This is a genomic window from Cohnella ginsengisoli, assembly GCF_029525555.1.
Lineage (GTDB): Bacteria > Bacillota > Bacilli > Paenibacillales > Paenibacillaceae > Cohnella > Cohnella ginsengisoli.
In genome coordinates this window covers 395226-418563 of record NZ_JAPDHZ010000004.1, presented here as the reverse complement: position 1 = coordinate 418563, position 23338 = coordinate 395226, and the positions used below count along the sequence as shown (strand labels likewise).

The following is a 23338-nucleotide window of genomic DNA, read 5'->3' as shown; positions in this document are numbered from 1 at the left end:
GATCAGCTCCTTGTTGAATGATAGCGTCCATCTTTAACCGGCGTCAGCCGAATCGACGTGCCCGCCGGCACATCGAGCGCCAGCAGCGCGCCGGATGCCGTCTCCTCGGCACCGTCCCGCAGAACGGTCGCATCGCCCGGCCACGGATTGTAGATCTGGAGGGGAGCGCCCGCCTCGCTGACCAGCTCGACCCATTGTACGCTGCCGCTTTCGAAGGAAGCGCTTACGAGGAAGCCGCCGGCGGCCCGCAGCGTGGCGAACGAAGCCGGCAGGTGCTTGGGCCAGTTGGGGAACAGCCGCAAAATGCCGTTGTAGCTCTGCAGCAGACATTCGTTAATGACGGCCGGAAGCGCGAAGTTTTCGAACCAGATGCCCATTTGCCCCATATAATCGAACGGCGTCGTATCCGAATAGCGGCCGCCTGCCTCGAGCAGCTTGTCGGTGCAGGTACCGTTCGGCAGCAGGCAGTAATCGATCTGACGTTTGAACCGTTCGAGATCGAGCATGCCCAGGCGAGCGCCGGCCATCGCGTAAAACACCAGATCGTTGCCGCCCTCGTTGCGATGGTTGAGGTAGCTGTTCGCCGCGATCGCATATTCGTCCGGCGGCGAATGCAAGCCGTGGTCCTCGCCCGGAAATACCGTAGCGACGCCGTTCGGCACGTTGTAGACGACCTCCGGATCTTCTCCCGGCACCGAGACGAACACGGAGCCGCGTGCCGATCGGGCGGTCGGATAGTCCGGAAAATGACCCAGCACCTCCTCTACCTCCGCGAGCAGCTCCGCCTCCTCCTCCGTCCGCCCGAGCGCCGCGCAAGCTTTCCCGAAAGCGCGGAACAAGAACTTCGTCAACGTCAGGTCGACGATGCAATCCCGGTTCAAACGAAAGCCCGGCGTCAGCTCGTACAGCTCCGGCGCGACGGTCGGATAAACGTGATAGCGGTCGTCGCCCCAAGCTTCGCCCCTCGCGTCCGGCCGTTTAATATAGTCGACCATGAACAGCACGGCGTCGCGGATCGGGCCGAACGCGCGTCCGGCGAGAAATTCGAGATCCATCGTATACAGGTAATGCCACCACAGGCTCTGCACGGTCCATGGCGTCTCGCAAATCTCCCAGCCCCAATGCGGGACGGGATAAGGCATCATTGTCATCTCTACCGGGTAAGCGGAGTGCGGGTAATAAGCGCCCCGCAGGCCGTAATACTCGCGCGCCCATTTGCGGCTGACCGGCCCGATCCGTTCGACCATGTCCACGTAGGCAAGATGCTTGTCGACGTGGTTGCTCGAAAATGCAAGCCAGAACGGCTGCTGCGTGTTGTAGTTCATGTGGTAATCGCCATGCCATTCGGAGCCGATCTTGCCGTAGCTCCAGTTGGCGAACAAGCCCGGACAGATCGCGTCCGGCGAGACGGCACAGTTGAAAAAGTACAAATTGCGGTACCAGACCCGCTCGAGAAAAGCGTCGCCGAGCGCCACGCCGGAGCGCGACCAATAGCGCGACCAGCAGTCAGCCGACTTCGCGAATGCGCTTGCAAATTCGGCTTCGCCATCCTGCTGCGCCGCATCCGCCTCCGGCACGTCGGCGTCGAGTCCCTCGTCGAGCGCGACGCGCACCTCGAACCTGCCTTCCGCCTGTACCGGGTTCAGTAGCCCTTCCCAGGAGGAAACGCCTGCCTGCAGGGCGGCCGCCGGTTCGAACGTCGCCGTCAGGCGGAAGGCGCGGTCGTTTGCTGCTCCGGCATCTTCCGGCTCCCCGCCGACCGCGGCGGGCAAACGCTGGCGAAAGGCCATCAGCCCCCGCCGTGCATCGATATAGGGCTCCGGGGCAGGCAGCTCTTGCGGCGTCTCCGGATCGGCGATCAGCTTGACGCGGTTGAACGCGATCGGTACGTCTTCCGGTCCGCCATCCGTCCTGAGCGCCACTCGCAGCGCGTCCGAATCTTGCTCGACGAACGTCAAAAGCTGCACTTGCTTGCCGTCCGCGAGCAAATCGATCTCGCACATGCCGTCGTGTATGCGGAGCGTGTGGCCGAGCACCTCGACCCGCCGCCGGTCGAAGCCGAGCAAGAGCGAGCCGCAGGGCATCGGTCGCGGATACGGCCTGGCGTAATTTTCGGCCGCCATCTCCACGTATTCTCGATACCAGGGGTCTTCGGAAAGCGAGCCGTAATGCGCGGGAATCTCCTTGAGCCTCGCGAACAGGCTCTCGAAGGTGCCGATCATTTCTTTGTTGTTTTCCGCGATGCGGATGTCCCATACGTTGTTATGTCCGAAGTGAATGACGATCGCGTCGGGCCGGGTCGTGACGACGGCGCCGAGCTTGCCGTTGCCGAGCAGCGCCCCTTCGAAGAAGGTAGCGGCCGGACGGTCGTAGCGGATGCCGTGGGCGGCTGCCCGTTCCATGACGTTCAAGCGTTGTCCTCCATTGTACGTTGGATGCGTTGCCTACGCGGTTTCACAAGCCCGCCTCCCCCTCGAATTCCTTTTTCGGGCATGACGAGCCAGGCCTTCCGGCTTTGCGGCCAGAAGGCCTGTGCTGCGCGATTCTATGCCGGCCGGTTCGTGCTTACTTCGCGGCCTTGTCGTACGCTTGCTGCAGGATTTCCAGGTAACGATCCAGTTTCAGGTCCTTCAGGCCCTTCACGTAGCTGTCCCAGTCCTTGTTCAGGTCGAGATTGCCCGTGATGAATTGAAGCTCGCTGCGCTCGATGTAGTTCTTCAGGTTCGTTTGCAGGATGCTGGCTTCGTCGGTCAGCGACGGATCGATCCACAGCGACCAGAGCGGGAACAGCTCCTTCGGCTCGTGGCCTTGATACTCGAGGGTCGCTTGGTACAGTCTGCGCTCATAGCCGGCCGAATCGTAGATGTCCGTCGCAGAGACGAAGCTGTCGCGGTATTCCTTCGGTTGGTAGAAGTGGGCGACGCCGCTCCAGCCCGCATTGCGAGGCGCTTCGCCTTCGGTCGCCGGAATCGGCTTGAACTGCGCTTTGATGCTCTCGTCCAGGGCCACGTCGTCCGGACCCGGCTTCTCCCAATCGATGCCTTCCATGCCGGATGCGCCGTTCGTCTGGCCTTCCGGCGTGAACATATAGTCGACCATTTTGATCAACGCGACTTGCGCTTCCTTGCTGGCCTTGTTCGTGATGACGAACTTGGCGCCCGGGTCGACGCCGCCGCCGTCATGCGTCGCCAGCGAGCCGTGCGGACCGGTCAGCGGAGGCAATGCGTCGTAGTCGGCGGAGAAGCGGTTGCCTTTGTCGATGTTGACGAAAATGGCGGGGTGCATGCCCGCGCCGGCGCCGAGAATTTGCGCGTCGCCGTTTTCGCCGATCTTCTTGAACGCTTCGGCGTTTTGCGTGAACGCGCCCGGATCGATCAGCTTCTCGTCGTAGAGCGACTTGATATAAGCGAGGCCTTCCTTCCACTCCGGCGTGATGGCCGCGGAGACGACTTTGCCGTCCTTCAGGTTCAGGTAATTGCGGTCGTCGTCATAGACGAAGCCGTTCATCAGATAGGGCACGACGCGGACGCCGAAGTCTTCGATCGAGCCGCTCAGCGGCACTTCGTCCTGCTTGCCGTTGCCGTTCGGATCCTTCGTCTTGAACGCTTCGAGCATCGCCTTGAACTCTTCGGTCGTCTTCGGAGGCTGGATGCCGAGCTGCTTCATCCACTTGGTGTTGACCCACATCTTGTTCGGATACGAGCAGTGGAAGCATTGCGTGTAGGAGACGAGGCCGTAGATGTTGCCGTCCGGCGCCGTAATGTATTGCTTCAGGTCGGGATGCGCTTCCATCGCCGCCTTGATGTTCGGGCCGTATTGGTCGATGAGGTCGTTCAACGGGACGATGACGCCCTGCTTGCCGTACTTAAGCAGATCGGCCTGCGAGAAATGATCGATGTAGGAAGGCAGGATGTAGGCGTCCGGATAGTCGCCGCTCGCGAGCGAGATCTGGCGTTTTTCCTTCGCGCCGTCGGACGGATTGAGCTGCCAGTCGAACTTGATATTGAATTTATCCTCGATAAACTTGGAAAATTTGTTCGTGGTCAGGTCGATGCCGGACTCCTGGATCGAAAATACTTTGATCGGAACCGGCGCGGCGGACGCCGAAGCGCTTCCCGATGCGGCGGCGGAAGAAGATGAGGCGCCGCTCGGCGAGGCGGGCGAATTTTCGTTTTTGGCGCAGGCCGCCAGTGCCATGCTGAGGGCGATGACGATCGCCAGCAGACTTACGATTCTCTTTTTCAATTGGGTCGCTCCCTTTTCTTGGATAGTTGCAGGCTAAGTTTGCGGCAGCGTGCTACATACGCATCCCCCCTCTCACATTCGCCGCCGGACGGCGTTATCCCTTCACGGAGCCGACCAGCATGCCTTGCACGAAATACCGTTGCACGAACGGATAAATAATGAGCACGGGCAGCGTCGCCACCACGATAAGCGAATACTTGAGCAGCTCGGACAGCTGCTGCCGCTCGACCATTTTCATCGCGTCCATCATGCCGGAGCTGTTGTTCTGGATGATGATGCTGCGCAGCACGAGCTGCAGCGGGAACAGGTTCGCGGACTTCAGGTAGATCAGCGCGTCGAAGTAAGCATTCCACTGACCGACGGCGTACATGAGCACCAGCACGGCGAGAATCGGCTTGGAGAGCGGGATGACGACGCTGCGCATGAAGCGCAAGTCGCTGCAGCCGTCGATCTCGGCGGCCTCGGCGAGTTCATCGGGTATCGAAGCTTGAAAAAACGTGCGGGCGATGATGACCTGCCACACCCAGATCGCGTTCGGGATGAGCAGCGCCCACCTTGTATCGATCAGATGGAGCGACTTGACAACCATGTAGGTCGGAATCAGGCCGCCGCTGAAAATCATCGTGAAGGTGACGATCATCATGAGGGCGTTGCGTCCGAAAAACGTTTTGCGCGACAGCGGGTAGGCGATCATCACCGTCAGCGCGACGCTGATCAGCGTGCCGGCCGCCGTATAGAAGATCGAATTGCCGTACCCGGTCAAGATGGCGGGCGTGTTGAACAGCGTCTCGAAGCCTTTGAAGGAAATGTCCACCGGCCACAGGAAGACGCGTCCGGACGTGACGGCGGCGGGGCTGCTGATCGAGCTGCTGAGGATGTAAATGAGCGGATACAGGACGGCGATCAGGACGATCGTGAGGATCGTATAGACGACGGCCATGAACAGACGGTCGCCGGTCGATTCCCGGATGGCCGTTCGCTTGGTTGCGGCTTGTGCTTGCATGTTCGAATCTCCTTTCTACCAGATGCTGCTGTTCGTCAGGCGCTTGGCGATGCCGTTGACCAGGAGCAGCAGGACCAGATTAATGACCGAGTTGAATAGTCCGACCGCGGTAGCGAAGCTGTAGTTGGCGTTCAGCAGGCCGATGCTGTAGACATAGGTCGCGATGATTTCCGAGGTCGACTGGTTCAGCGGGTTTTGAAGCAGGTACACCTTTTCGAAGCCGATCGCCATGACGTTGCCGACGTTCAGGATCAGAATGACGACGATCGTGGGCAGGATGCCCGGCAGGTCGACATGAACGATCTTCTGGAACCGGGATGCGCCGTCTACTTTGGCCGCCTCGTACAGCGTCGGGTCGATACCCGCCAGCGCCGCCAGGTAGATGACCGCCGAGTAGCCGGCCGTCTGCCAGATGTCGGACCAGACGTAGATCGAGCGGAACATGCCGGGCTCGCCGAGGAAGTTGATCGAATCGAAGCCCAGGTGGTTCAAGGCGACGTTGGCGAAGCCGAGCCTCGGCGCCAGGAACAGCATGATGATCGACACCATGACGACCGTCGAGATAAAGTAAGGCGCGAAGGTCACGAGCTGCACGATGCGCTTGAATCGCCCGCTGCGGATCTCGTTGAGCATGAGCGCGAGCAGGATCGGGATCGGAAAGCCCGCCAGCAGCAGGTAGCCGCTCAGCAGGATCGTATTGCGGATCAGGTCCCAGAAGATCGGGTTGTCGAAAAAGAGCTTAAAGTTCCGCATCCCCACCCAGGGACTTCCCCAGATGCCTTTAATAACGTTGTAATCTTTGAAGGCGAGCACGGCGTTCGCCATCGGGTAATACTTGAAAATCAGAAAGAACAAAAGCGGCGGCAGGACGACCAGGTACAGCTGCCAATGTTTCTTGAAGCTTTTCCTGGCTTCGAGCGTCCGGCTCCTTTTCATCCGCTTGCGGATCGGCTGCGGCTGCGCGTTGCCTTCCCATGCGATTTCTCCATCCATCTTCGACGATCCCCTCCTATCGTTCCCTAGCGCCGATTTAGCGTGGCAGCGCTTTCTACAGGTCCGATGATAGCGCAATCAAATCGCTGTTCGGAAGGTACAAATCGGGATTTCGGCGTACCAAAAACCCGATTTCGGGGAGCCGATTCGCCCTAGAACGGCCCATTTTCCCTGATCTGACGCGCGGACGGGCCATCGGGAAACAGGTACGGTCGGGCGGGCGGCGCCAAGGGCCGGGACGAAGCCAATCGGGCACCTGATTTTCGTTTCGGACACCGGCGCCGTTATTTTACGCTGCAGCCGCCTTTGAGCCTGCAAGCGGACTCAGCGTCCGTTTTTATCGTTCGAAGCCCGTTTTGCAAGCCTTAAATACTGAATAAGCGGCTCCGAAGTGCGCAACGCTCCGATCATCAATCGTCTTCCCCCCAATAGCGGCTTTACGTCCGCCTACGCGGTCCATTTTCGCCTCCCATGATGCGCACAGCGCAAAAAACCGCCAGGGGATTCCCCCCTGACGGTCATTTCGGAAAAGCAAAATCAATCAAAAGACTGTCTGTATGCGCTCGGCGATACGCCCGACACCCGCTTGAACGCCCGGCGGAACGAATGCGAGCTATTGTAGCCGACCCTGTACGCGATCTCGTCGATCGTCGCGCTTCGGTCCCGCAGCAGCTCGGCCGCATGATCCATGCGGATTTTCTCCAGGTAATCGGACAGATTCGTTCCGGTGACGTCCTTGAACAGCTGCGAGATGTACTTCTCCGGCCGCTCCACTTGCTCGGCTACCTTGTACAGCGTGAGCTCGGCGTCGGAATACTTCTGCGCGATGTATTTCTTGATCTCTTCTACCGTTTTGTGGTGCAAATCGTTTTTCTTCGCGGCCACGACGCCGCACAGCGTATCGGTAATTTGTCCGATCTCCTCGCGGACCGCCTCCAGCGAATCCGTCTCCTGGATCGCCAGCGTGCGGTTTTTGACCGATTCGAACGGTTCGGCGGATTGGAACGTCTTCTGGTCGAGCACTTTGAGCAGCGTTCCCTTTAACTCCCCGATCAGCTGGCGCTTCATGTCCGGCGAGAGCTCCCGGCTCTCCGCATTGCGCGCGAGCAGCTCCTCCACCATCCGGCGCGACTCTTCCCGCTCGCCCGCCCGGATCGTGCCGATGAGCCGAAGCTCCGTCTCCAGCGGATAATAATAGGTCGCGCTATCCGAACGGATGTCGCGATGCCATAAAATGTCCTTTCGGACGGCGTAATCGGCGTATTCCAGCGTCTCCCGCGCCTGCTCGCACGAGCGGCTGACCTCAAGCGCCGTGCCGAAGCTTTCGCCGAACGCTGCGGTGACGGAAATTTTGTACTCGTCGAACAAGCGGGCGGCGAGCGGCCGCAGCAGGCTCTCGATCTCGCGTTCCCCCGCTTCCTCCGGCTGCTCGGGCAGATAGCCGAACAGCGCCGCGACCCGGTCCGAGCCCATATCCGTCATCTGCAGATCGGGGAACAGCTCTCGCAAGTTTTGCTTGACGAGCAGGCGCGCGGCATTCAATTCGTTCAGAATCTCGACCGTATCCAGCCCGGCGTAGCCTTCGACGCGCAAAATGCCGACGGCGCCGGACGCGAAGCCGAACCGGAGACCGGCTTGGTCCGCCGCGGCCTCGGCCTCGTCGCGCGTCTGGAATTCGCCGGAGAGCAGCCGCTTCAGATAGGCATCCTGCACGAGCGGGAGCTGCCGGTCAAGCTCGCTTTGCAGCCATTTGTTGCTCGTCAGCATATTGGCCACATTCCCGTGCAGGAAGTCGTAGGCATTGCCGAGCGGCGGCTGGTCCTTACCGAATTGGTCGCGAAAAACGCCGAGCAGCCGGTTGATCGGGGCGCTGTTCCGGTACGACAAGACGATGCCCGCCAGCAGTCCGACGACCAGTGCGACGGCCGTCACCGTCCACGTGATGAATTTGATATGGTTGGCGTTTTCCATGAGCACGGCCCGCGGGATGCCCGCACGGTACGTCCATCCTGTCTTGTCCGACTGAATGGCGATGACCAGATCGTCGCCGTAAAATTGGCTCTGTTCGTCCGCAAGCAAGCCGTCCGTCCCGTTCAGCTCGAGTATCTCTTTTTCCTCGATGCCTTGCCGGCTGAGCGTCTTCCCTTCGCGGTCGCTGATGTACGTCCAGCCGCCGTACCGATCCTTCAGTCCCGTCAGCAGGCTCTGAATCGTCTTCTCGTCGATGATGACGACGACGGTAGCCGGGGAGACCTCGCTGAAGCTATCCAGTGGAAGCGATTGCATATACGAAATGACGGACGTCTGGCCGTCGCCGTCCTCGAACGGGCTGAGCGGCAGGATCTCCCGGCTGTGGGGCTTGTTCAATATCGTATTGCGCCAGTCGTCCAGCGTCATATTTTGATAATGCGCGGTCTCGTAGTAATGCTCGGGACGGAAATAAGCGGAGCCCGGCGTCAGGACGACGTTATAGTTCCGCAAATAGATGTAGTAGTTCCGCAGGAAGTCGTTGGTTTGGCCGAATACCATGACGCTCCGCAGCACGTTCCAGATGCTGTACAAATTGACGTCGCCGTCGCTCTTTTTCTCGTTCATGAGCACGAACAGATCCTGGTTCAGCGCCAGCTGCCGGGTGAAGCCCTCGACCTCGGCCATTCTGCGCTCCAGCAGCTGCTGCGCGTTCTGCAGCTGGGTGACGCCGTTTTCGATCGAGATCGACTGCGTGACTTCGATCGAGGTCCGGTAGGACATGTAACCCGCGATGCTTGGCAGGATCAGGATGACGAGATAGGAGAGCAGAAAGTTCCGGTAGATCCTCGAATGCTTCGGCAACGTCCGACCCCCCCCTTTTCTCAGTAGCATCATTATACACGAAAGACAACTACCGGTCCGCCGTTATCGGCAGTCCCGTAGTTGTCGCAACCTTTCGTCCTATGATTCGGCTCGCGCTTGGCGTCAAGTCAAGCCCGGAGCTCGGCGTCCACGACGATCGCTTTGCCGGCCCGCAGATTTAGGCCGACTTCGCGTTCCCGGTAACGCAGCGCCGCCTGCAGATCGGAGCCCGCCCGGATCGTCGCGCTCGTCAGCGCGCCGTCCGACCAAGTCAGATCGACCTCGGCGTTGCCCCGGGCTCTCAATCCCCGAATGCTGCCGTTATGCCAGCTCGCCGGTAAGGCGGGCAGCAGGTGGATGACGCCGCCATGGCTTTGCATCAGCATTTCCGCGAAGGCGGCCGTCCCGCCGAAGTTGCCGTCCGCGACGAAAATATTGCTCTCCGCTCCCGCGATGCCGGCTTTGGAGTAAGTCAGCAAATTGTCGAAGCACAGCCGTCCGACCAGATAGGAGAGCTGGCGAAGCGCCAGCTCTCCGTCGCCGAGCCTTGCGAAGCCGCCCGCGAACAGCGCGAGCGTGAACTCCACGTCCTCGAGCTCGGCGGCGTCCATCCGGTTCGCGAGCGTACGCCTAGCCGCTTCGGCCAGCTCCGGCGTGTCGCGCGGGGTTACCTGGGCGCCGGGGAAAAGCGCGTGCAAATGGGACACGTGCCGGTGGTCCGGCTGCGCCTCGCCGAAGTCCTCCAGCCATTCCTGCAGTTGGCCGCCCGCGCCGATCTGCAGCGGCGGCAGCAGGCTGACGGCCTTGCGCAGCCGATCCTGGAAGTCATCGTCGATGCTAAGCCGCTCCGCGGAGGCCAGACAAAACGCGAACAGGTCGCGCACGAGCACCTGGTCGAGCGTCGCGCCCATGGACAATGCGTAGCTGCGTTCGCGGCCCGCTCCGGCAAAGAAGCTGTTCTCCGGCGAATTGGAAGGCCCGGTCACGAGCCAGCCCTTCTCCGGATGGACGCTCATATAGTCCAGGTAGAATAGCGCCGCCTCTTTAAGCACCGGGTACGCGCTTCGCCGCAGGAAGTCGTCGTCGAGCCCGTATTCGTAATGGACGCGGAGCTGCTCGGCCAGCCACAGCCCGCCCGTCACGTTCAGCCCCCCATGAATAATGCCAGCCCGGCGCCGTAAAGCCCCAGGCGTTGGAAAACACGTGCGCGACCCAGCCCGGCGCGCCATAGAAGTCGCGCGCGGTGCGGCGTCCCGCTTCGGCCAGGCGCTCCACGTAGCGCAGGAGCGGCAGATGACAGTCGGCCAGGTTCGCCGCCTCGGTCGGGAAGTAGTTCATCTCCGTGTTGATGTCGAGATGATAGTCGCAGCTCCAGGCCATGCGGTTGGCCTCGCCGTCGTTCCAGATGCCTTGCAGGTGAAGCGGCAGCGCCGAATCCGCCCGCGAGCCCGCGATCGTCAGATAGCGTCCGTATTGGAAAAACAGCGCGAACAGGCCGGGATCGTCCGCGCCTTCGCGCAAACGGCTCATTCGCTCGTCGGTCGGCAGAACGCCGCTCTCCGACGCGTCTCCAAGGGTCGCTTCTACGCGGCCGAATAAAGTGCGATAGTCGGCGACATGATCCTCGCGCACCTTCGCGTATCCTTTGGCCGCGGCCCGTTCGACCGCGGCCGCGCATTCGGTGCGCCACGCCTCGCCTTCTCGGTCGTAATCCGTGCTCGCGGCGACGTAGATCCACGCCTCGTCGGCTCCCTCGACGACCAGACGTCCGCCGCGCGCCGTCACCCGTCCGCCGCGCGCGACGACTTGAACGCGTCCCTCCGCCCGTACGCCGCATTGGCCGTCGCTATGCATCGTCTCCGTCGCCCTGCCGGCGAAGGACAGGACGCCCGTTGCCGGATCCGCGGTAGAAGTGAAGCGCTCCGTCCGGCCCTCGAGCGCGAGCGTGAAGGATACGCCGCCCGCTCTGGCGCTCGTTAGGCTCCCTGCGATCACGCCATCCGCGTGGCTCGCCAGCGCTTCCCGGCGGATGCCCGTCCGATCGTCGGATGAGAACGCGTACAGCGCTGTCTCCAGATCCAGTTCCCGCGTCACTCCCCCCTCCGATGGCGTCCGTGAACGTCAGAATCAGATCGCACATCGGCATGTTCGTGCCGAAATTCCCCTTTTCCGATTGCAGCAGCGCCGCGGCACGATCCTCGCCGGCCGCAAAATCGCCGTTCCAGAAGTGGCTTTTAAGCGTTTCAAGATCCGATTTGTCACGCGGCGCGAACGGCGTTTCCTCCGGCTTGCCCGACCAATAAGTTACTTCCGTCAAGCTCCAAACCTCGCGCGCCTCGTCTCCGTAAATGACGGCTCCCATTTTCCCGTTGCCGAGCGGCAGTCCCTGCTTCCAGCCGTCCGCGCCCTTGTCGTACCATAGCTTCGTTTCGCTCATCGTCCATTCACCCTTCAAGAATTCTATCGCTTCCGCCGGCGGCTCCGTTGCGATCCTATTTGTTTGATCGTCCGCATATCAGAACGAACGCTTTTCATATCGTCATCGATATCGTACCATGAGAGGAGCGTTTCGTATTTGTTAGCGCATCCACTTATTTGACGATTCATCCGGTCATTTTCTTGTTTGTGAGGAGGTCCCGATATGAAAAGCCTATCCGATATGACGCCTTATCTGGGCGATCTGATGCCATACGTCTACGACGGAAGCGCGAATGAAGGGCTCCGGGTATGCAGCGTGTACGCGATGCACTTGTTCCCGGAGGGCGGCGGGGAAATGGAGATCGAGGACGTACGGTATCCGTTGGACAAGCGGGCGCTCGTCTTCTTGCGTCCTGGCCAGCCTCACGCATTCCATATCTCGCCCGAGCGGCCGCTTTCCTCTTTTAATTTGTACTTCGACCTTTGGGACGCTAAAAACCCCGTTTCGCTGAACCGCATTTTCATTTACGCGCCCGAGCCCTTTAAGCTTGGCGCCGTCTCCGTCGCTTGCCCGTGCGCGGAGTTGGACGCCCTCCCCGGCGTATCGTCGCTCCAGGACGACCCGCAGCTCTACGAGGAGCTGCTTCGGATCGTCCGGGTATACGAAGAATCCCGCTACTATCGCAGCGAGATTCTGAACAGCATGATGTATGCGTGGATGCTGAATTGGTTTAACGCGCGCCATACGCGGAGGCCGAGCGACTACCGGATCGTGAAGCTGCTCGAGCGGCTCGAGCACAATCCCGGCCGGCGAGAGAGCGTCGGCGAATGGTGGGAGATGTGCGGTCTTAGCCGCACCTATTTTCACGAGCTGTTCCTTCGGGAGACGGGCTTCACGCCCAAAGCCTACCAGCACCGCCTGCGGATGCGCAGGGCGGCGATTCTGCTCCGCGAAAGCGACCTTACGATCACCGCCGTCGCGGACAAGCTCGGCTACCCGTCGATTCATCCTTTTACGCGGCATTTCGGCGCCTACTACGGCGTCAGTCCGATGCAATACCGCCGCCGGCCGGCGAGTCCGACAGGCGCGCCGCCCGCCGATCCTTCGCCCGCTCCCTGAGCGCGTGCACGACGTCCGCACCGGCCGATCGCCAGCCGATCGGACCGTGATACACCCGACCCTTGCGCTCGCCGTGAAAATCGGAACCGCCTGTCGCGATGACGCCGTACCGCTCCGCCATCGCCGCATAGCGACGCTCGTCTTCGGCCGTATGGTCCGAATGATATGCCTCGACGCCGTCCGCGAAGCCGTCTCGCAGCAGCGACTCGACGGCTTCGTCCGCGCCGTACAGCCCGGGATGGGCGACGACGGCGGCCCCGCCGGCCTCGTGAATCCAGGCGATCGCTTCGGCCGGCGCGATCCGCGGCGGCAGGACATAAGCCGGCTTGCCCTCGGCCAGGTACCGGTCGAACGCCTCCTGCAGGGAGCCTACCGCCCCGATCCTGACCATCGCTTCGGCGATATGCGGCCGGCCGACCGTCTCGTCCGGCCCTCGGTCCCGTCCCGCCGCGTCGAGCACCGTCTCCCAGGAGAGGCTCACGCCCAGCTCGTTCAACTTCGCCACGATCAGCTCGTTGCGCGAATCGCGCACGCGCCGCTGCGAAGCGAGCCGCGCCAGGAATACCCGATCGCGGTCGTCCGCGTAATAACCGAGAATGTGGATGTCCTGGCCGTCCTGCGCCGTGCTGATCTCGACGCCGGGCACGACCTCGATGCCGTATGTCTTAGCGGCTTGTCTGGCTTCGTTCAGGCCGGCCACCGTATCGTGATCGGTGATGCCGATGGCGGAGAGGCCCGCCTCCGCTGCCATGCGGACGTTTTCGGAAGGCTTGTGAAGACCGTCCGACGCGGTCGTATGCGTATGCAGGTCCGCTCTCTTCAAGCTTGAATCCCCCTTAAGTAATCTAGCAGCGACGCGCCTGCGATCGGCAGGTCGGACGATTGCTGGCGAACCGCGTAAAACTGCCTGCGGAACGATACGCCCCGGATTTTAACCGGCGCGAGCAGCGAGAGCGCGGCCTCGTGCCGGATCGTCCATACCGAGACGAAGGACAGCCCCAGGCCGGCCTCGACGGCCGACTTCACGGCGCCGGTGCTCCCGAAGTCGCTCACGACCCGCAGGTCCGAAGGCTGCGCGCCGTGCCGGAGGAGCTCCTCCTCCATGACCTGCCGCGTGCCCGATCCCGTCTCCCGCAGCACCATCGGCTCCTTCAGCACTTCTTCGAGCTCGACCTCGCTGCGGGCGGCGAACGGGTGCCCCGCGGGCACGACAAGCACGAGCTCGTCGTTCATGACCGGCTCGGCGATCAAACCCGGGCCTTCCGCGCGTCCTTCGACCAGTCCGAAGGCAAGGCCGTGATTTTCGATCTCCTCGATAATCTCGGACGTATTGATGATGCGCATGCTTAGCGACAAATCCGGGTATTTTTTCAAAAAAAGGCGCGAGCAGGCGCGGCAGCACGTATTCGCCGATCGTCAGGCTGGCGGCGAACTTAAGCCGGCCCTTGAGCTGTTCGGCGTGGACGGCCATAACCTCGTCCGTCTCCCGCATCAGCTCCATCGCCTTGCGCGCTTGGGGCAGGAGGGCGCGCCCGGCATCGGTCAGCTCGAGCTTCTTGGCGGACCTTCGGAACAGCTTCGCCCCGAACCGCTCCTCGAGCGCCTGAATCTGCATCGTCACCGCGGGCTGCGTCATGTGCAGCGTCTGTGCGGCGGCGGAAAAGCTCCCCCCTCTCGGCCACCGCGTAAAAGGTGTGGAGTTGATGCACGTTCAACGCCATAATTTTCGAATTCCCGCCTTCCGGACATTTGAATGCATTATAACATAATCGGCCGCGGCGATCTTCGCCGCTTTGGCCAATCGCTTCAGTCATGCAAAAAGCCAGCCAAAAGGATGCAATTAAAGACATGCAAAAAAAGACATGCAAAAAAAGACGTGCAAAAAAGACGCGCAAAGAAAGAAGTGCAAAAAAAAAGCATGCCTCGCGGCATGCCTTCATATGAATAGATTTAGCGACGTTTGCGATTGTTTTTGATCAGCGTCATGCGGCGCGAATGCCGCAGCCAGGAATAGTACGTCTTCAGATCCCGCAGCTCCATCGTCTCCGACATTCTGCCGAGAAAGGTCACGACGATCATCTTGTGGAGCGGATTGCCGATCAAGTCGACTTCCTTTTCGGAGACGGCGAACTCCGCCACGAACACGAGGTCGTCGTCGATCGTGTAGACGTCCTCTTCGTTGCGGTAATACGATACGACGCGCCCCTCTTTCAGACACTGCCACAAAAATTCGGCGATATCGGAAAAGCCCGTCTTTTCGGATTCGACGCGGTCCGTCCAACGAACGCGAGCATGATTCGTAATGATGATGTCCGCGACTTTTTTTATCCCCAAGCTCAACGAAAAAAAGGCTCGTACGTGCTCCAACGCTCCGTTTGCTTGTCTTTCACGGGACTTCCCTCCCTCGCTCGAATGAGCCAAAAGACCTATAAAGGGTTTGAGATATTAGGCATATATATACATTCTATCGCAAATATTCCCGTACATTCAACATTAAAAAAAATAGATTCCATACTTTACATTTTTTTTAATGTCCAGACCTCTTTTTTGACTATAAAAAAAAGAGCGCCGGCCCGGTCGCCGGCGCGGCGCTCCAATCGCTTGCCACTCGCTTAGAGCCCGTAGAACCGGGTCTTGTCCGGCACGTTGCTCTCATACTCGGTCTTGATCTCGCCCCGGTAGGAGCGCTCGATCTTGCGGACGTAAGGCAACCGCTGCAGATTGCGCACCGTGTCCTCCGAGGTTTCCGCGTCCATGTAGAGGACGGCGTAATTCATCTTGCGAGACATATAATGCAGGCTGCCGTACTTGTCCAGCGCGCGCGCCGCCTTCCAATCGCTGAACCATACGATGTAGCCGATCCGTTCGGCGAACATGAAGCTCCTCCGTTCCGCAGGCCGGCCCAAGCCGGCGTTCGTATTATCCGCAGCCTCCGCTGCCGCATGAGCAGCTGCCGCCGCTGCCGCAGCCCGACGCCTTGGGGTTCGGATCGTTGTCCGGCACCTTGATCGACTCGGACACCGAATGCGCGATCAGCAGCGATACTTCGTGGAGCAGCAGGTCGACCGCGCGCTCCGCTTCCTTGAAGCGGCGGACCGCCTCGATCTCCTCGAGCTTCGCCTCGGCCGCGTAAACTTGGTCCAGCGCCTCGTTGTAATCCGGGTGAAAATGACCGAACCGCTCGCACTCGCTGAACTTGTCCTTGGCCTTGAGAAACTCGCGGATCCGAAGCTGCGCTTCGCCGCTGCGCTCCACGGAGCGCTTCCAGTATACGTAATTCTCCGTCAAAGCGGAGTGCTTTATCAGATCTCCCAGCTCGAAGGCGCGTGCCGCGATCGCCGTAAGGTCGGCCGCGGGATCCGGCGAATAGCCGACGGACGCCTCCGCCGCAGGGAGGGATTTAACCATGGTCAAGACTTAACCACCTGCCCCTTATGCGCTTGGGATACATAGTCTATCATATCACATATTCGCATCGAGGGGGTCAAGTGATCGGCCGGTAGATCTCGGCATGCTCCGCTTCCGGAAGCGAGATCATGAGCGTACCGATCTCTAAGGCTTCGAGGTCGACCGGGTTTTCGGCGAGCACAGGCTTGCCGCTGCCGGCCTCCCGGACGAAGGGCCGGCCCCGGACGCGCCAGCCGCCATGCTCGTCAGGCACGACGCGCTCCGGCACAAAATCTATCCAGGCGCCGTCCTTGCTCAGCCGCAATCCGGCGCGCCAGCCGATCGCCCGCTCCACGATCTCTTTGCGCGTCGATGCATGATAAGCAGCCGGCTGCCGCAGCCAGCCGGGCGGGACGCCATCCGCGCCGGGATAAAGCCTGCGGGATAGGATCGGCGCCTTCGCATCCCAGGACCTGGCTGGACCTGCTCCGTCTATACGCGCGGCCGCATCGGCGCACCCGAAGAAATCGCCGTGGGTCGCCTCGTCATGGCTTTCGTCACGCCGTACAATCGGCCGCTCCACGCTCAGTACCCGAAGCGGCGATTTATCCGGCGGCGGCGTTTCAGAAGGCCGTGCCGGCTGCCCAGCCGAGTTCGCGGGCGCTGCGTGAAACCAGTCTCGCAGCGCGATGTCGACGGCGCCGGGAAGCGGCGCGCCCGAGCCGCGCTCCAGCGCGGAGCGTGCCTGTTCGAGGCTCGTCCCGTCCGCTTGCGCCCGGCGGCAAGCGCCCGCATCGATCCGATAGACGGCCACGACGTCCTCCGACAGGCGGCGCGCCAACAACTCGAGCTCCCATCTGGCGCCGGGCGGCACCTCCGGCGGCACGATCGCCTCGAGATCGGGCATAAGCTCGTAGCGGTCGTAGCCGTCCGCCGACGCCATCAGTCGCCCGGGATTCGGCTCGATGATCCAACGCAGGGCAGCGCCTTCCGCGCCGCTCCCCGTCTCCATCCACCCGGCTGCGCGAAGGAACCGGATCCAGGCTTCGGCAGCCCCGGCGGCCTCCTTCGTCGGCAGCGCCTTCGCGATGTCCGCAGCCAAATACCAGCGCATCGGCGCCAGATCGCGCAGCGATTCCGCGGCCAGCCAGGCGCCGGGCGCTCCGGCCGCAAGCAGACTGTCCGCAGCTTGCTCGAGCAGGCGAAGCTCCGCTTCGGCGGCAGGCAGCGCGAGCCAAGCCTCTGCGGCCTTGTCCGGCTCCGCCGCGATCGCCTGTCCGCGCCGTTTCAGCATGCCGATCGAGCGGCCCAGGAGGAGCGCCAGAACTGCGGATGCGGGGAGCGCTTCCCATGCCGGCGGAACGGTAAGCGGCGGGATGTCCTCGGACGCAAGGCGCATGGCGGCCGCAAGCTTGGCGGCATCCTGCTTGCGAGGCGCTCCCTTGGCCGTGAGCGTCAGGCCTGACCTTCGGATCGCCGACCATGCGGCGACCAGCTCATGGGACAGCGGCGAAGCGGCGGCATCGCAGCTGTCCATCCACGCCCCTTCGGGCAGCGGCGTTACGCGCAGCGGGAGCAGCAGCCTGCGCCATACCGCGCACATGTCCGCGGGCACGAGGAGCAGCCTGTCTCCCCACGGACGGTCCAACGCGAATACGATGCCGTCGCGCCGAAGCAACTGGACGGCGAGCCGGAGCTCCGCCCCCGTCCAGCCGAACGGCGGCCTGCCGCCTTCCGGCGCAAGCTTTTCCTCCGGGAACGGCGCGGGACCGAAGCGTTGGACGATCAGCGCGAGCGTGTCCCGCGCGAGCGGCGGCGCCGCCTCGGCCCACTCGGCCGCGCGGGACGGATCGGCCAGCGCTTCCGCGAGGCTTCTCCCATGGGCAAGCCTACCGGCCGTCCATGGGCCTTCCCTCAGCCAAGCCAGCGCTCCCTTGGGCAGCTCGGCGACGATGTCCCGCGTCTTCATCGCGAGCTCTCCGCAGCCGGCCGATCCGCCGCGCTCCCGTCTTCCGTCCAGCGCCGCACCTCGTAGCGGTAGCCCTGCTGGACGAGAAATCGCTGCCTTCGGCGGGCGTACTCCACTTCGTCCGTGTGTTCGCTGACGAGCGAGTAGAACGAAGCGCCGCCCCCGTCCGCCTTGGGCCGCAGGATGCGCCCGAGGCGCTGCGCTTCCTCCTGCCGGGATCCGAAGCTGCCGGAGATTTGAACGGCCACGGCGGCGTCCGGCAGGTCGACCGCGAAGTTCGCGACCTTCGACAGCGCCAGCGCGCGCAGCTCGCCCCGGTTGAAGCGGTCGAACAGCGCTTGCCGCTCGCCGTGCGGCATATCGCCGGTCACGAGCGGCAGCCCGAGCTCCCGGGACACGCGGCGGAGCTGGTCGAGATATTGGCCGATCACGAGCGCCTGCTCGCCCTCGTGGCGTGCCAGCAGCGCGCGGACGACCTCGGCCTTGCGCGGATTTTCGCCCGCGATCCGGCTGCGGGCGCGCGCGGGGGCGTCCGCATACCGCTCGGCGCAGTCCGGCTCCAGCGGCACGCGCACTTCGCTGCAGGAGGCTTCGGCGATCCAGCCGGCCTCCTCCAGGCTTTTCCACGGCGCCTCGTATGCCTTCGGCCCGACGAGCGCGAACACGTCCCCCTCCCGGCCGTCCTCGCGCACGAGCGTCGCGGTCAGCCCGAGCCTCCGCGTCGCCTGCAGCTCGGCGGTCAGGCGAAACACCGGAGCCGGCAGCAAATGCACCTCGTCGTAAATAATGAGCCCCCAGTTGCGGTCTTGGAACAACGGCCAATGCGCGTTAGTCCCGCGCTCGCCGCCGCGGCTGGACAGCACCTGGTAGGTGGCGACCGTCACGGGCCGCACCTCCTTGCGGTCCCCGGTATAGGCGCCGATCTGATCGTCCCCCAGCGTTGTCGCGCGGCGCAGTTCGCGGATCCACTGGGTGACCGACACCGTGTTCGGCGTCAGAATGAGCGTCTCGCAGCCGAGACGTGCGATCGCGCCGATGCCTACCCACGTCTTGCCGGCGCCGCAGGGCAGCACGACGACCCCGCTGCCGCCCGCGGCGGCCGGAGCGGTCGATTCGGCAGTCGCTGCTCGGGCGGCTTCGCCTTCCCCGCCAAGCAGCGCGTCCACGGCCGCTTGCTGATAGTCGCGCAGTCCGGTCAATCCGCCGGAGCTACGCAGCGCCAGCGGCAGCGGCTCCCCCGCTTCGATAACCGGCATCGTCGATGACCGGGTAGCCGGCCAGCGCCAGTTCGCGCTTGAGCCAGCCTCGGGCATCGGGACGAACGACCGCGTAACCGCCGTCCTCGGACAGTCGCATCCAGCCGGACACCCCCCTTCAGGGCGGCAACTGTCGCGAGCAGCGCGGGGTCCTTCGCCAGCAGACGTAGCTCGCCGTCTTGAACGCCGAGGCGCAGCTTGCCGTACTTGGCGAACTGCGCGGCGAGATCCCGCTCCAGCGGTGCCGGCACGCCGTATCTGGACAGGGCGCGCAAGATGCCAAGGGCGCGCGGGGCGGTCCAGCCGGAAGCGGCCGCGTTCCAGACGGTGACGGGCGTGATGCGGTAAGTATGCAGATGGCCGGGGCGCTTCCGAAGCTCCGCGATCGCGCGCAGCAGCGCCTGCGCTTCGCCGAACCCCGGCAGCCGATCGTCCAGCAGCAGCGTGCCGTCCGATTGGGCGATGATCGGCGCGGCGGTCGTGCGTGACAGCGTCATAGGGCGGTCGCCTCCTTTTTATACCAAGGATGCCCCGAACCTCGTGTTTATAAGCGCTGATCCATGCAGCTCCCGCTCAACCCGAACGCAAAAACAAGCCGCCCCATTCGCTTAGCGCGAAGAAAGAGCAGCCTGTTTGTCCCGACGACGGTTGACCCGCCTCGACTTTACGCATTCGTCTATACAGGCGATCCGTCTGCCTGCCTGCATGCGCTACGCTTGCTGTACATCCGCCGCGGCATCGTCCGCCACCGCGATCAGCAGGTTGATGGCATGCCGCAGCGCGCGCTCGTCGATGTCGAAGCCCGGATGGTGATGCGGCGCGGACGATCCGTCCTCGCGGCCTGCGCCGACGAAAAAGAAGCAGCCCGGCCTTTCCTTCAAATAATAGGAAAAGTCTTCGCCGGCCATAATGCGTTCGCACTCGCGCACCTCGCCTTCGGCATGCGCCTGCGCCGCGACGCGAAGGACACGCGCCGCTTCATGCGGATCGTTGACGACCGGCGGATAGCCTTCGTAAAATTCGAACGTATAATCGACGCCGTGAAGTCCGCAGGCATGCCGAATGATGTCTTCCATCCGGCTTCGCACGAGCTCGCGCACGCGCGGATCGAAGCTCCGCACGGTGCCGCTCAGCTTGCAGCTGTCCGCGATGACATTGCGCGCAGTGCCGGCCTGGAATTGACCGATCGATAGCACCGCCGCCTCCAGCGGGTCGACGCTGCGCGAGACGACAGTCTGCAGGGCCACGACGAGATGGGCGCCCGCGACCAGCGCGTCCTTCGCTTCGTGGGGCAATCCGCCGTGGCCGCCGCGGCCGCGTATCTCGATCTCGAACTCGTCCGGTTCGGCCATGAGCGGACCCGGCCGGGTCGCGATCGTGCCGACCGGCAGCGGGGTCCACAGATGAATGCCGTAAACGACGTCCACCCCGTCCAGCGCGCCGTCCGCGATCATGCCGACCGCGCCGCCGGGAAGCACTTCTTCGCCGGGCTGGAACAAAAAAGACGCGCGTCCCCGCCGTTTCCTTTTGACGGTCCGCATAATATTTGGCCGCGGCGAGCAACTGCGCCGTATGTCCGTCATGTCCGCAGGCGTGCATGACCCCCGGCACTTGGGACGCGTACGCGACGTCCTTGGCGTCCTGGATCGGCAGCGCGTCGATGTCGGCGCGCAGGGCGACGGTCCTGCCAGGCAGCGCGCCTTTCAGCCTCGCGACGACGCCCGTACCCGATACGCCGCGCCTGACGTCAAGCCCCCACGCTTCGAGCAGATCGGCGATCATCGCCGCGGTGTTCGTTTCCTTGAACGACAGCTCGGGATGCTTGTGCAGATGCCTGCGCCATTCGACGGCTTGCCCATGCAGCGACAGTAATTGTTGTTCTTCGATGCCCATAGCGTCCGTCTCCTCTCCATGGCTCTTCATTGTTTCTTATTGTAACAGATCGTCGCCCGATCCGACACGGCGCCGAACCGTTCCGGCGCCCGCGGCAGCGCGGAAGAACGCTTGCAGAAGGTGTCCAAACCGTCTATGATGGAGGGTGGAAAGAAGCCTTGCCGCATTTTTTAAAGGAGGAACTTGGGATGTTAATCGAAAATACCGGATTGAACGGAACGCAAGTTGATCTGGCCACGTTGGACGAGTCGGCCGAAAAAGTGGGCTTCATCCGCTGGCAGTGGGAATATACGCGCGCTACATACGATCTGAAGCTTACCGATGCAGGCACGAACAGCGACTACTTCCTGCGCTTCAGCACGCGCGCGGTCGAAGGCCGGCTGGAAAATCCGGACGCGATCCTGGCGATCGAGGCGGTCTATATCGGACGCGCCACGTTTCCGCACGGCATGGAGTACGAATCGCCGGTACCTCAGCCGATCCTCAACACCGCTACCCTGCGCCTGAACGAGCTCAGACAGCTGCTCGCTTGACCTTCCGGAGCGACAGACCATGAAGACCTCCGAAGGCTCGCGGGGCGCGCCCGACTTTCTGCTGATGATTTTGACGCTGGCGCTGGTCGGTTTCGGTCTGGTCATGGTTTTCAGCGCGAGCTCCAGCATGGCGGGGGCAACGGAGAAGTTCGGCAACGACGCGTTGTACTTTACCAAGCGCCAGTTCGCTTGGGCGGGACTCGGCACGTTTCTGATGCTCGTCATCATGAACGTGCCGTACGCCAAGTTCAAGAAGCTCTTTCTGCCGCTTATGCTGTTCACGATCATGCTGCTCATCATGGTGCCGTTTTTCTCGGCGATCAACGGCGCGAGCAGCTGGATCCGCTTCGCGGGCCTCGGCATCCAGCCCACGGAGCTTGCCAAGCTCGCCGTGATCCTATACCTGGCGGCGATCATCACGAAAAAGCAGGACAAGTTCCGCGAATTCAAACGGGGCCTGCTTCCCGTCATGATCGTCGTCGGCTTTATCGTCGGACTGATCATCTTGCAGCCCGACTTCGGCTCAAGCGTCATCCTGATGCTCACGGCGGCGATCATCATCATCGCGGGCGGCGCCAACCTGAAGCAAGTGCTGTTGTCCGCCGCCGTCCTTGGCGGATTGGCCGCGCTCGTGCTCAGCATCTACTTCCTCGCTACCGGCCATGACGGCGGTTATCGGATGGAGCGGATCACCGCCTATCGCGATCCGTTCTCGGATCCGCAAGGCAACGGCCTGCAGCTGCTTCGCTCGCTCGAGGCGTTCGGGCACGGCGGCTTCTGGGGCGCCGGTCTCGGCAACAGCGTTCAGAAGCTGTTTTACTTGCCGGAGGCGTACAACGACTTTATTTTTTCGGTCATCGCGGAAGAGCTCGGCTTTTTCGGCGTGACGCTGTTTTTACTTTTTTTACATGCTGTTCCTCTGGCGCGCGCTGATCGTCTCGCTGCGCTGCCCCGACATTTACGGTACGCTCGTGGGCATCGGCCTCGTATCGCTCATCGGCATTCAGGCGCTGATCAACATGGGCGGCGTCAGCAACGCGATTCCGATGACGGGAGTCACGCTGCCGTTCATCAGCTACGGAGGCTCTTCGCTATTGTCGTTAATGATCGGGATGGGCATTCTGCTCAGCATCTCCAGAGAATACAACCGGGTCGGCGTCCAACGCCCGGAACCCGCAAAAAAAGCGCGTCGCTGCACGTATGAGCAGCAATGCGCTTTTTTTGTTGCGGTTATTTTTGTCGCCTTTATGTATGCGCCGCGTTCACTTGACCCGAACGGTGAGCGCCTCCTCTTGTTCTGTGCCGGCTTCGTCCTTGAAGGCGACGCCTTCGACCTTGACGTTCACTTCGACGACGCGAAGGCCCGTCATATTCTCGACGGCTTCGCGCACGTTCTCCTGAAGGCGGCGGCCGACTTCCTGAATCGGACTGCCGTAGAGCACGACGATACGCAGATCGATGGCGGCTTCCAGCTGGCCGACTTCGACGGATACGCCCTTCTGCGCGTTTTTGCCGCTCAGGCGCTTAGCCAGGCCCTCGGACATCCCGCCGGACATTGCGGCGACGCCGGGCGTCTCCAGCGCGGCCAGGCCGGCGATCGTCGCGACGACGTCGTCGGAGATTCGTATGAGGCCTTCCTGCATTTGTTCCGTCATCCGCGGACCACGCTCCCGTTAAGATATTGACTAC

Annotated in this window: 16 protein-coding genes and 5 pseudogenes; 3 read left to right on the top strand and 18 right to left on the bottom strand. The window is 62.3% G+C overall.

The window, feature by feature from the left end; translation table 11 throughout:
* Positions 1-2: 2 nt before the first annotated feature.
* The 8 genes and pseudogenes from OMP38_RS22995 to OMP38_RS22960 all read right to left on the bottom strand — a co-directional run.
* Entirely contained in the window at positions 3-2402 is a 2400-nt protein-coding gene (locus OMP38_RS22995) for a glycosyl hydrolase family 95 catalytic domain-containing protein (RefSeq protein WP_277567632.1), read from the bottom strand.
* 163 nt (positions 2403-2565) lie between these two features.
* Positions 2566-4245, bottom strand: coding sequence for an extracellular solute-binding protein (locus tag OMP38_RS22990; protein ID WP_420869720.1), 1680 nt, complete (start codon positions 4243-4245; stop codon positions 2566-2568).
* Positions 4246-4339: 94 nt separating this feature from the next.
* A complete protein-coding gene (locus OMP38_RS22985; protein WP_277535562.1) occupies positions 4340-5248 on the bottom strand; it encodes a carbohydrate ABC transporter permease in 909 nt (302 codons plus the stop codon).
* 15 nt (positions 5249-5263) lie between these two features.
* Complete coding sequence (locus OMP38_RS22980) at positions 5264-6184, bottom strand: ABC transporter permease (protein ID WP_277567630.1); 921 nt, start codon at positions 6182-6184, stop codon at positions 5264-5266.
* Positions 6185-6778: 594 nt separating this feature from the next.
* Complete coding sequence (locus tag OMP38_RS22975; protein ID WP_277567173.1) at positions 6779-9073, bottom strand: AraC family transcriptional regulator; 2295 nt, start codon at positions 9071-9073, stop codon at positions 6779-6781.
* A 128-nt stretch (positions 9074-9201) separates the two neighbouring features.
* Positions 9202-10215, bottom strand: coding sequence for a glycosyl hydrolase family 95 catalytic domain-containing protein (locus OMP38_RS22970; protein ID WP_277567172.1), 1014 nt, complete (start codon positions 10213-10215; stop codon positions 9202-9204).
* Complete coding sequence (locus tag OMP38_RS22965; RefSeq protein ID WP_277567171.1) at positions 10118-11167, bottom strand: glycosyl hydrolase family 95 catalytic domain-containing protein; 1050 nt, start codon at positions 11165-11167, stop codon at positions 10118-10120. Before OMP38_RS22965 ends, OMP38_RS22970 begins: the two co-directional genes overlap by 98 nt.
* 79 nt (positions 11168-11246) lie before the next feature.
* Positions 11247-11435, bottom strand: a pseudogene (locus tag OMP38_RS22960) (hypothetical protein); the annotation flags it as partial.
* A gap of 279 nt (positions 11436-11714) precedes the next feature.
* Between OMP38_RS22960 and OMP38_RS22955 the strand changes: the two are divergent.
* On the top strand, positions 11715-12611 hold the full coding sequence (locus tag OMP38_RS22955; RefSeq protein ID WP_277567170.1) for a helix-turn-helix transcriptional regulator: 897 nt from the start codon (positions 11715-11717) through the stop codon (positions 12609-12611).
* Here OMP38_RS22955 and OMP38_RS22950 read toward each other — a convergent pair.
* From OMP38_RS22950 to OMP38_RS34995, 9 genes and pseudogenes are all read right to left on the bottom strand, one after another.
* The gene (locus tag OMP38_RS22950) at positions 12535-13434 is read right to left on the bottom strand and encodes a PHP domain-containing protein (RefSeq protein WP_277567169.1); all 900 of its coding nucleotides are present in this window, start codon (positions 13432-13434) and stop codon (positions 12535-12537) included. The genes OMP38_RS22955 and OMP38_RS22950 overlap by 77 nt on opposite strands.
* Positions 13431-13955, bottom strand: a complete 525-nt coding sequence (locus OMP38_RS35000; RefSeq protein WP_338130614.1) for a LysR substrate-binding domain-containing protein — start codon at positions 13953-13955, stop codon at positions 13431-13433. Before OMP38_RS35000 ends, OMP38_RS22950 begins: the two co-directional genes overlap by 4 nt.
* Positions 13956-14561: 606 nt before the next feature.
* Positions 14562-15001, bottom strand: a pseudogene (locus OMP38_RS22940) (hypothetical protein).
* 222 nt (positions 15002-15223) lie between these two features.
* A complete protein-coding gene (locus OMP38_RS22935) occupies positions 15224-15487 on the bottom strand; it encodes a YlbG family protein (RefSeq protein ID WP_277567168.1) in 264 nt (87 codons plus the stop codon).
* A gap of 43 nt (positions 15488-15530) precedes the next feature.
* Positions 15531-16019 (bottom strand): YlbF/YmcA family competence regulator, encoded by a 489-nt coding sequence (locus OMP38_RS22930; protein ID WP_277567629.1) that lies wholly within the window; start codon positions 16017-16019, stop codon positions 15531-15533.
* A gap of 76 nt (positions 16020-16095) precedes the next feature.
* A complete protein-coding gene (locus tag OMP38_RS22925; protein WP_277567167.1) occupies positions 16096-17967 on the bottom strand; it encodes a hypothetical protein in 1872 nt (623 codons plus the stop codon).
* Positions 17964-19720 (bottom strand): annotated as a pseudogene (locus tag OMP38_RS22920) (DNA repair helicase XPB). The gene OMP38_RS22925 and the pseudogene OMP38_RS22920 overlap by 4 nt, the downstream one beginning before the upstream one ends.
* Positions 19721-19933: 213 nt before the next feature.
* Positions 19934-20722, bottom strand: a complete 789-nt coding sequence (locus OMP38_RS22915) for an amidohydrolase (protein WP_338130613.1) — start codon at positions 20720-20722, stop codon at positions 19934-19936.
* A gap of 112 nt (positions 20723-20834) precedes the next feature.
* A pseudogene (locus tag OMP38_RS34995) lies at positions 20835-21005 on the bottom strand (amidohydrolase); the annotation flags it as partial.
* A 299-nt stretch (positions 21006-21304) separates the two neighbouring features.
* Here OMP38_RS34995 and OMP38_RS22910 point away from each other — a divergent pair.
* Complete coding sequence (locus OMP38_RS22910) at positions 21305-21649, top strand: YugN family protein (RefSeq protein WP_090115382.1); 345 nt, start codon at positions 21305-21307, stop codon at positions 21647-21649.
* A 19-nt stretch (positions 21650-21668) separates the two neighbouring features.
* A pseudogene (ftsW, locus tag OMP38_RS22905) lies at positions 21669-22842 on the top strand (putative lipid II flippase FtsW); the annotation flags it as partial.
* A 69-nt stretch (positions 22843-22911) separates the two neighbouring features.
* On the opposite strand, the gene OMP38_RS22900 reads toward ftsW, so the two are convergent.
* Positions 22912-23304, bottom strand: a complete 393-nt coding sequence (locus OMP38_RS22900; protein ID WP_277567628.1) for an Asp23/Gls24 family envelope stress response protein — start codon at positions 23302-23304, stop codon at positions 22912-22914.
* Between the last annotated feature and the right edge of the window lie 34 nt (positions 23305-23338).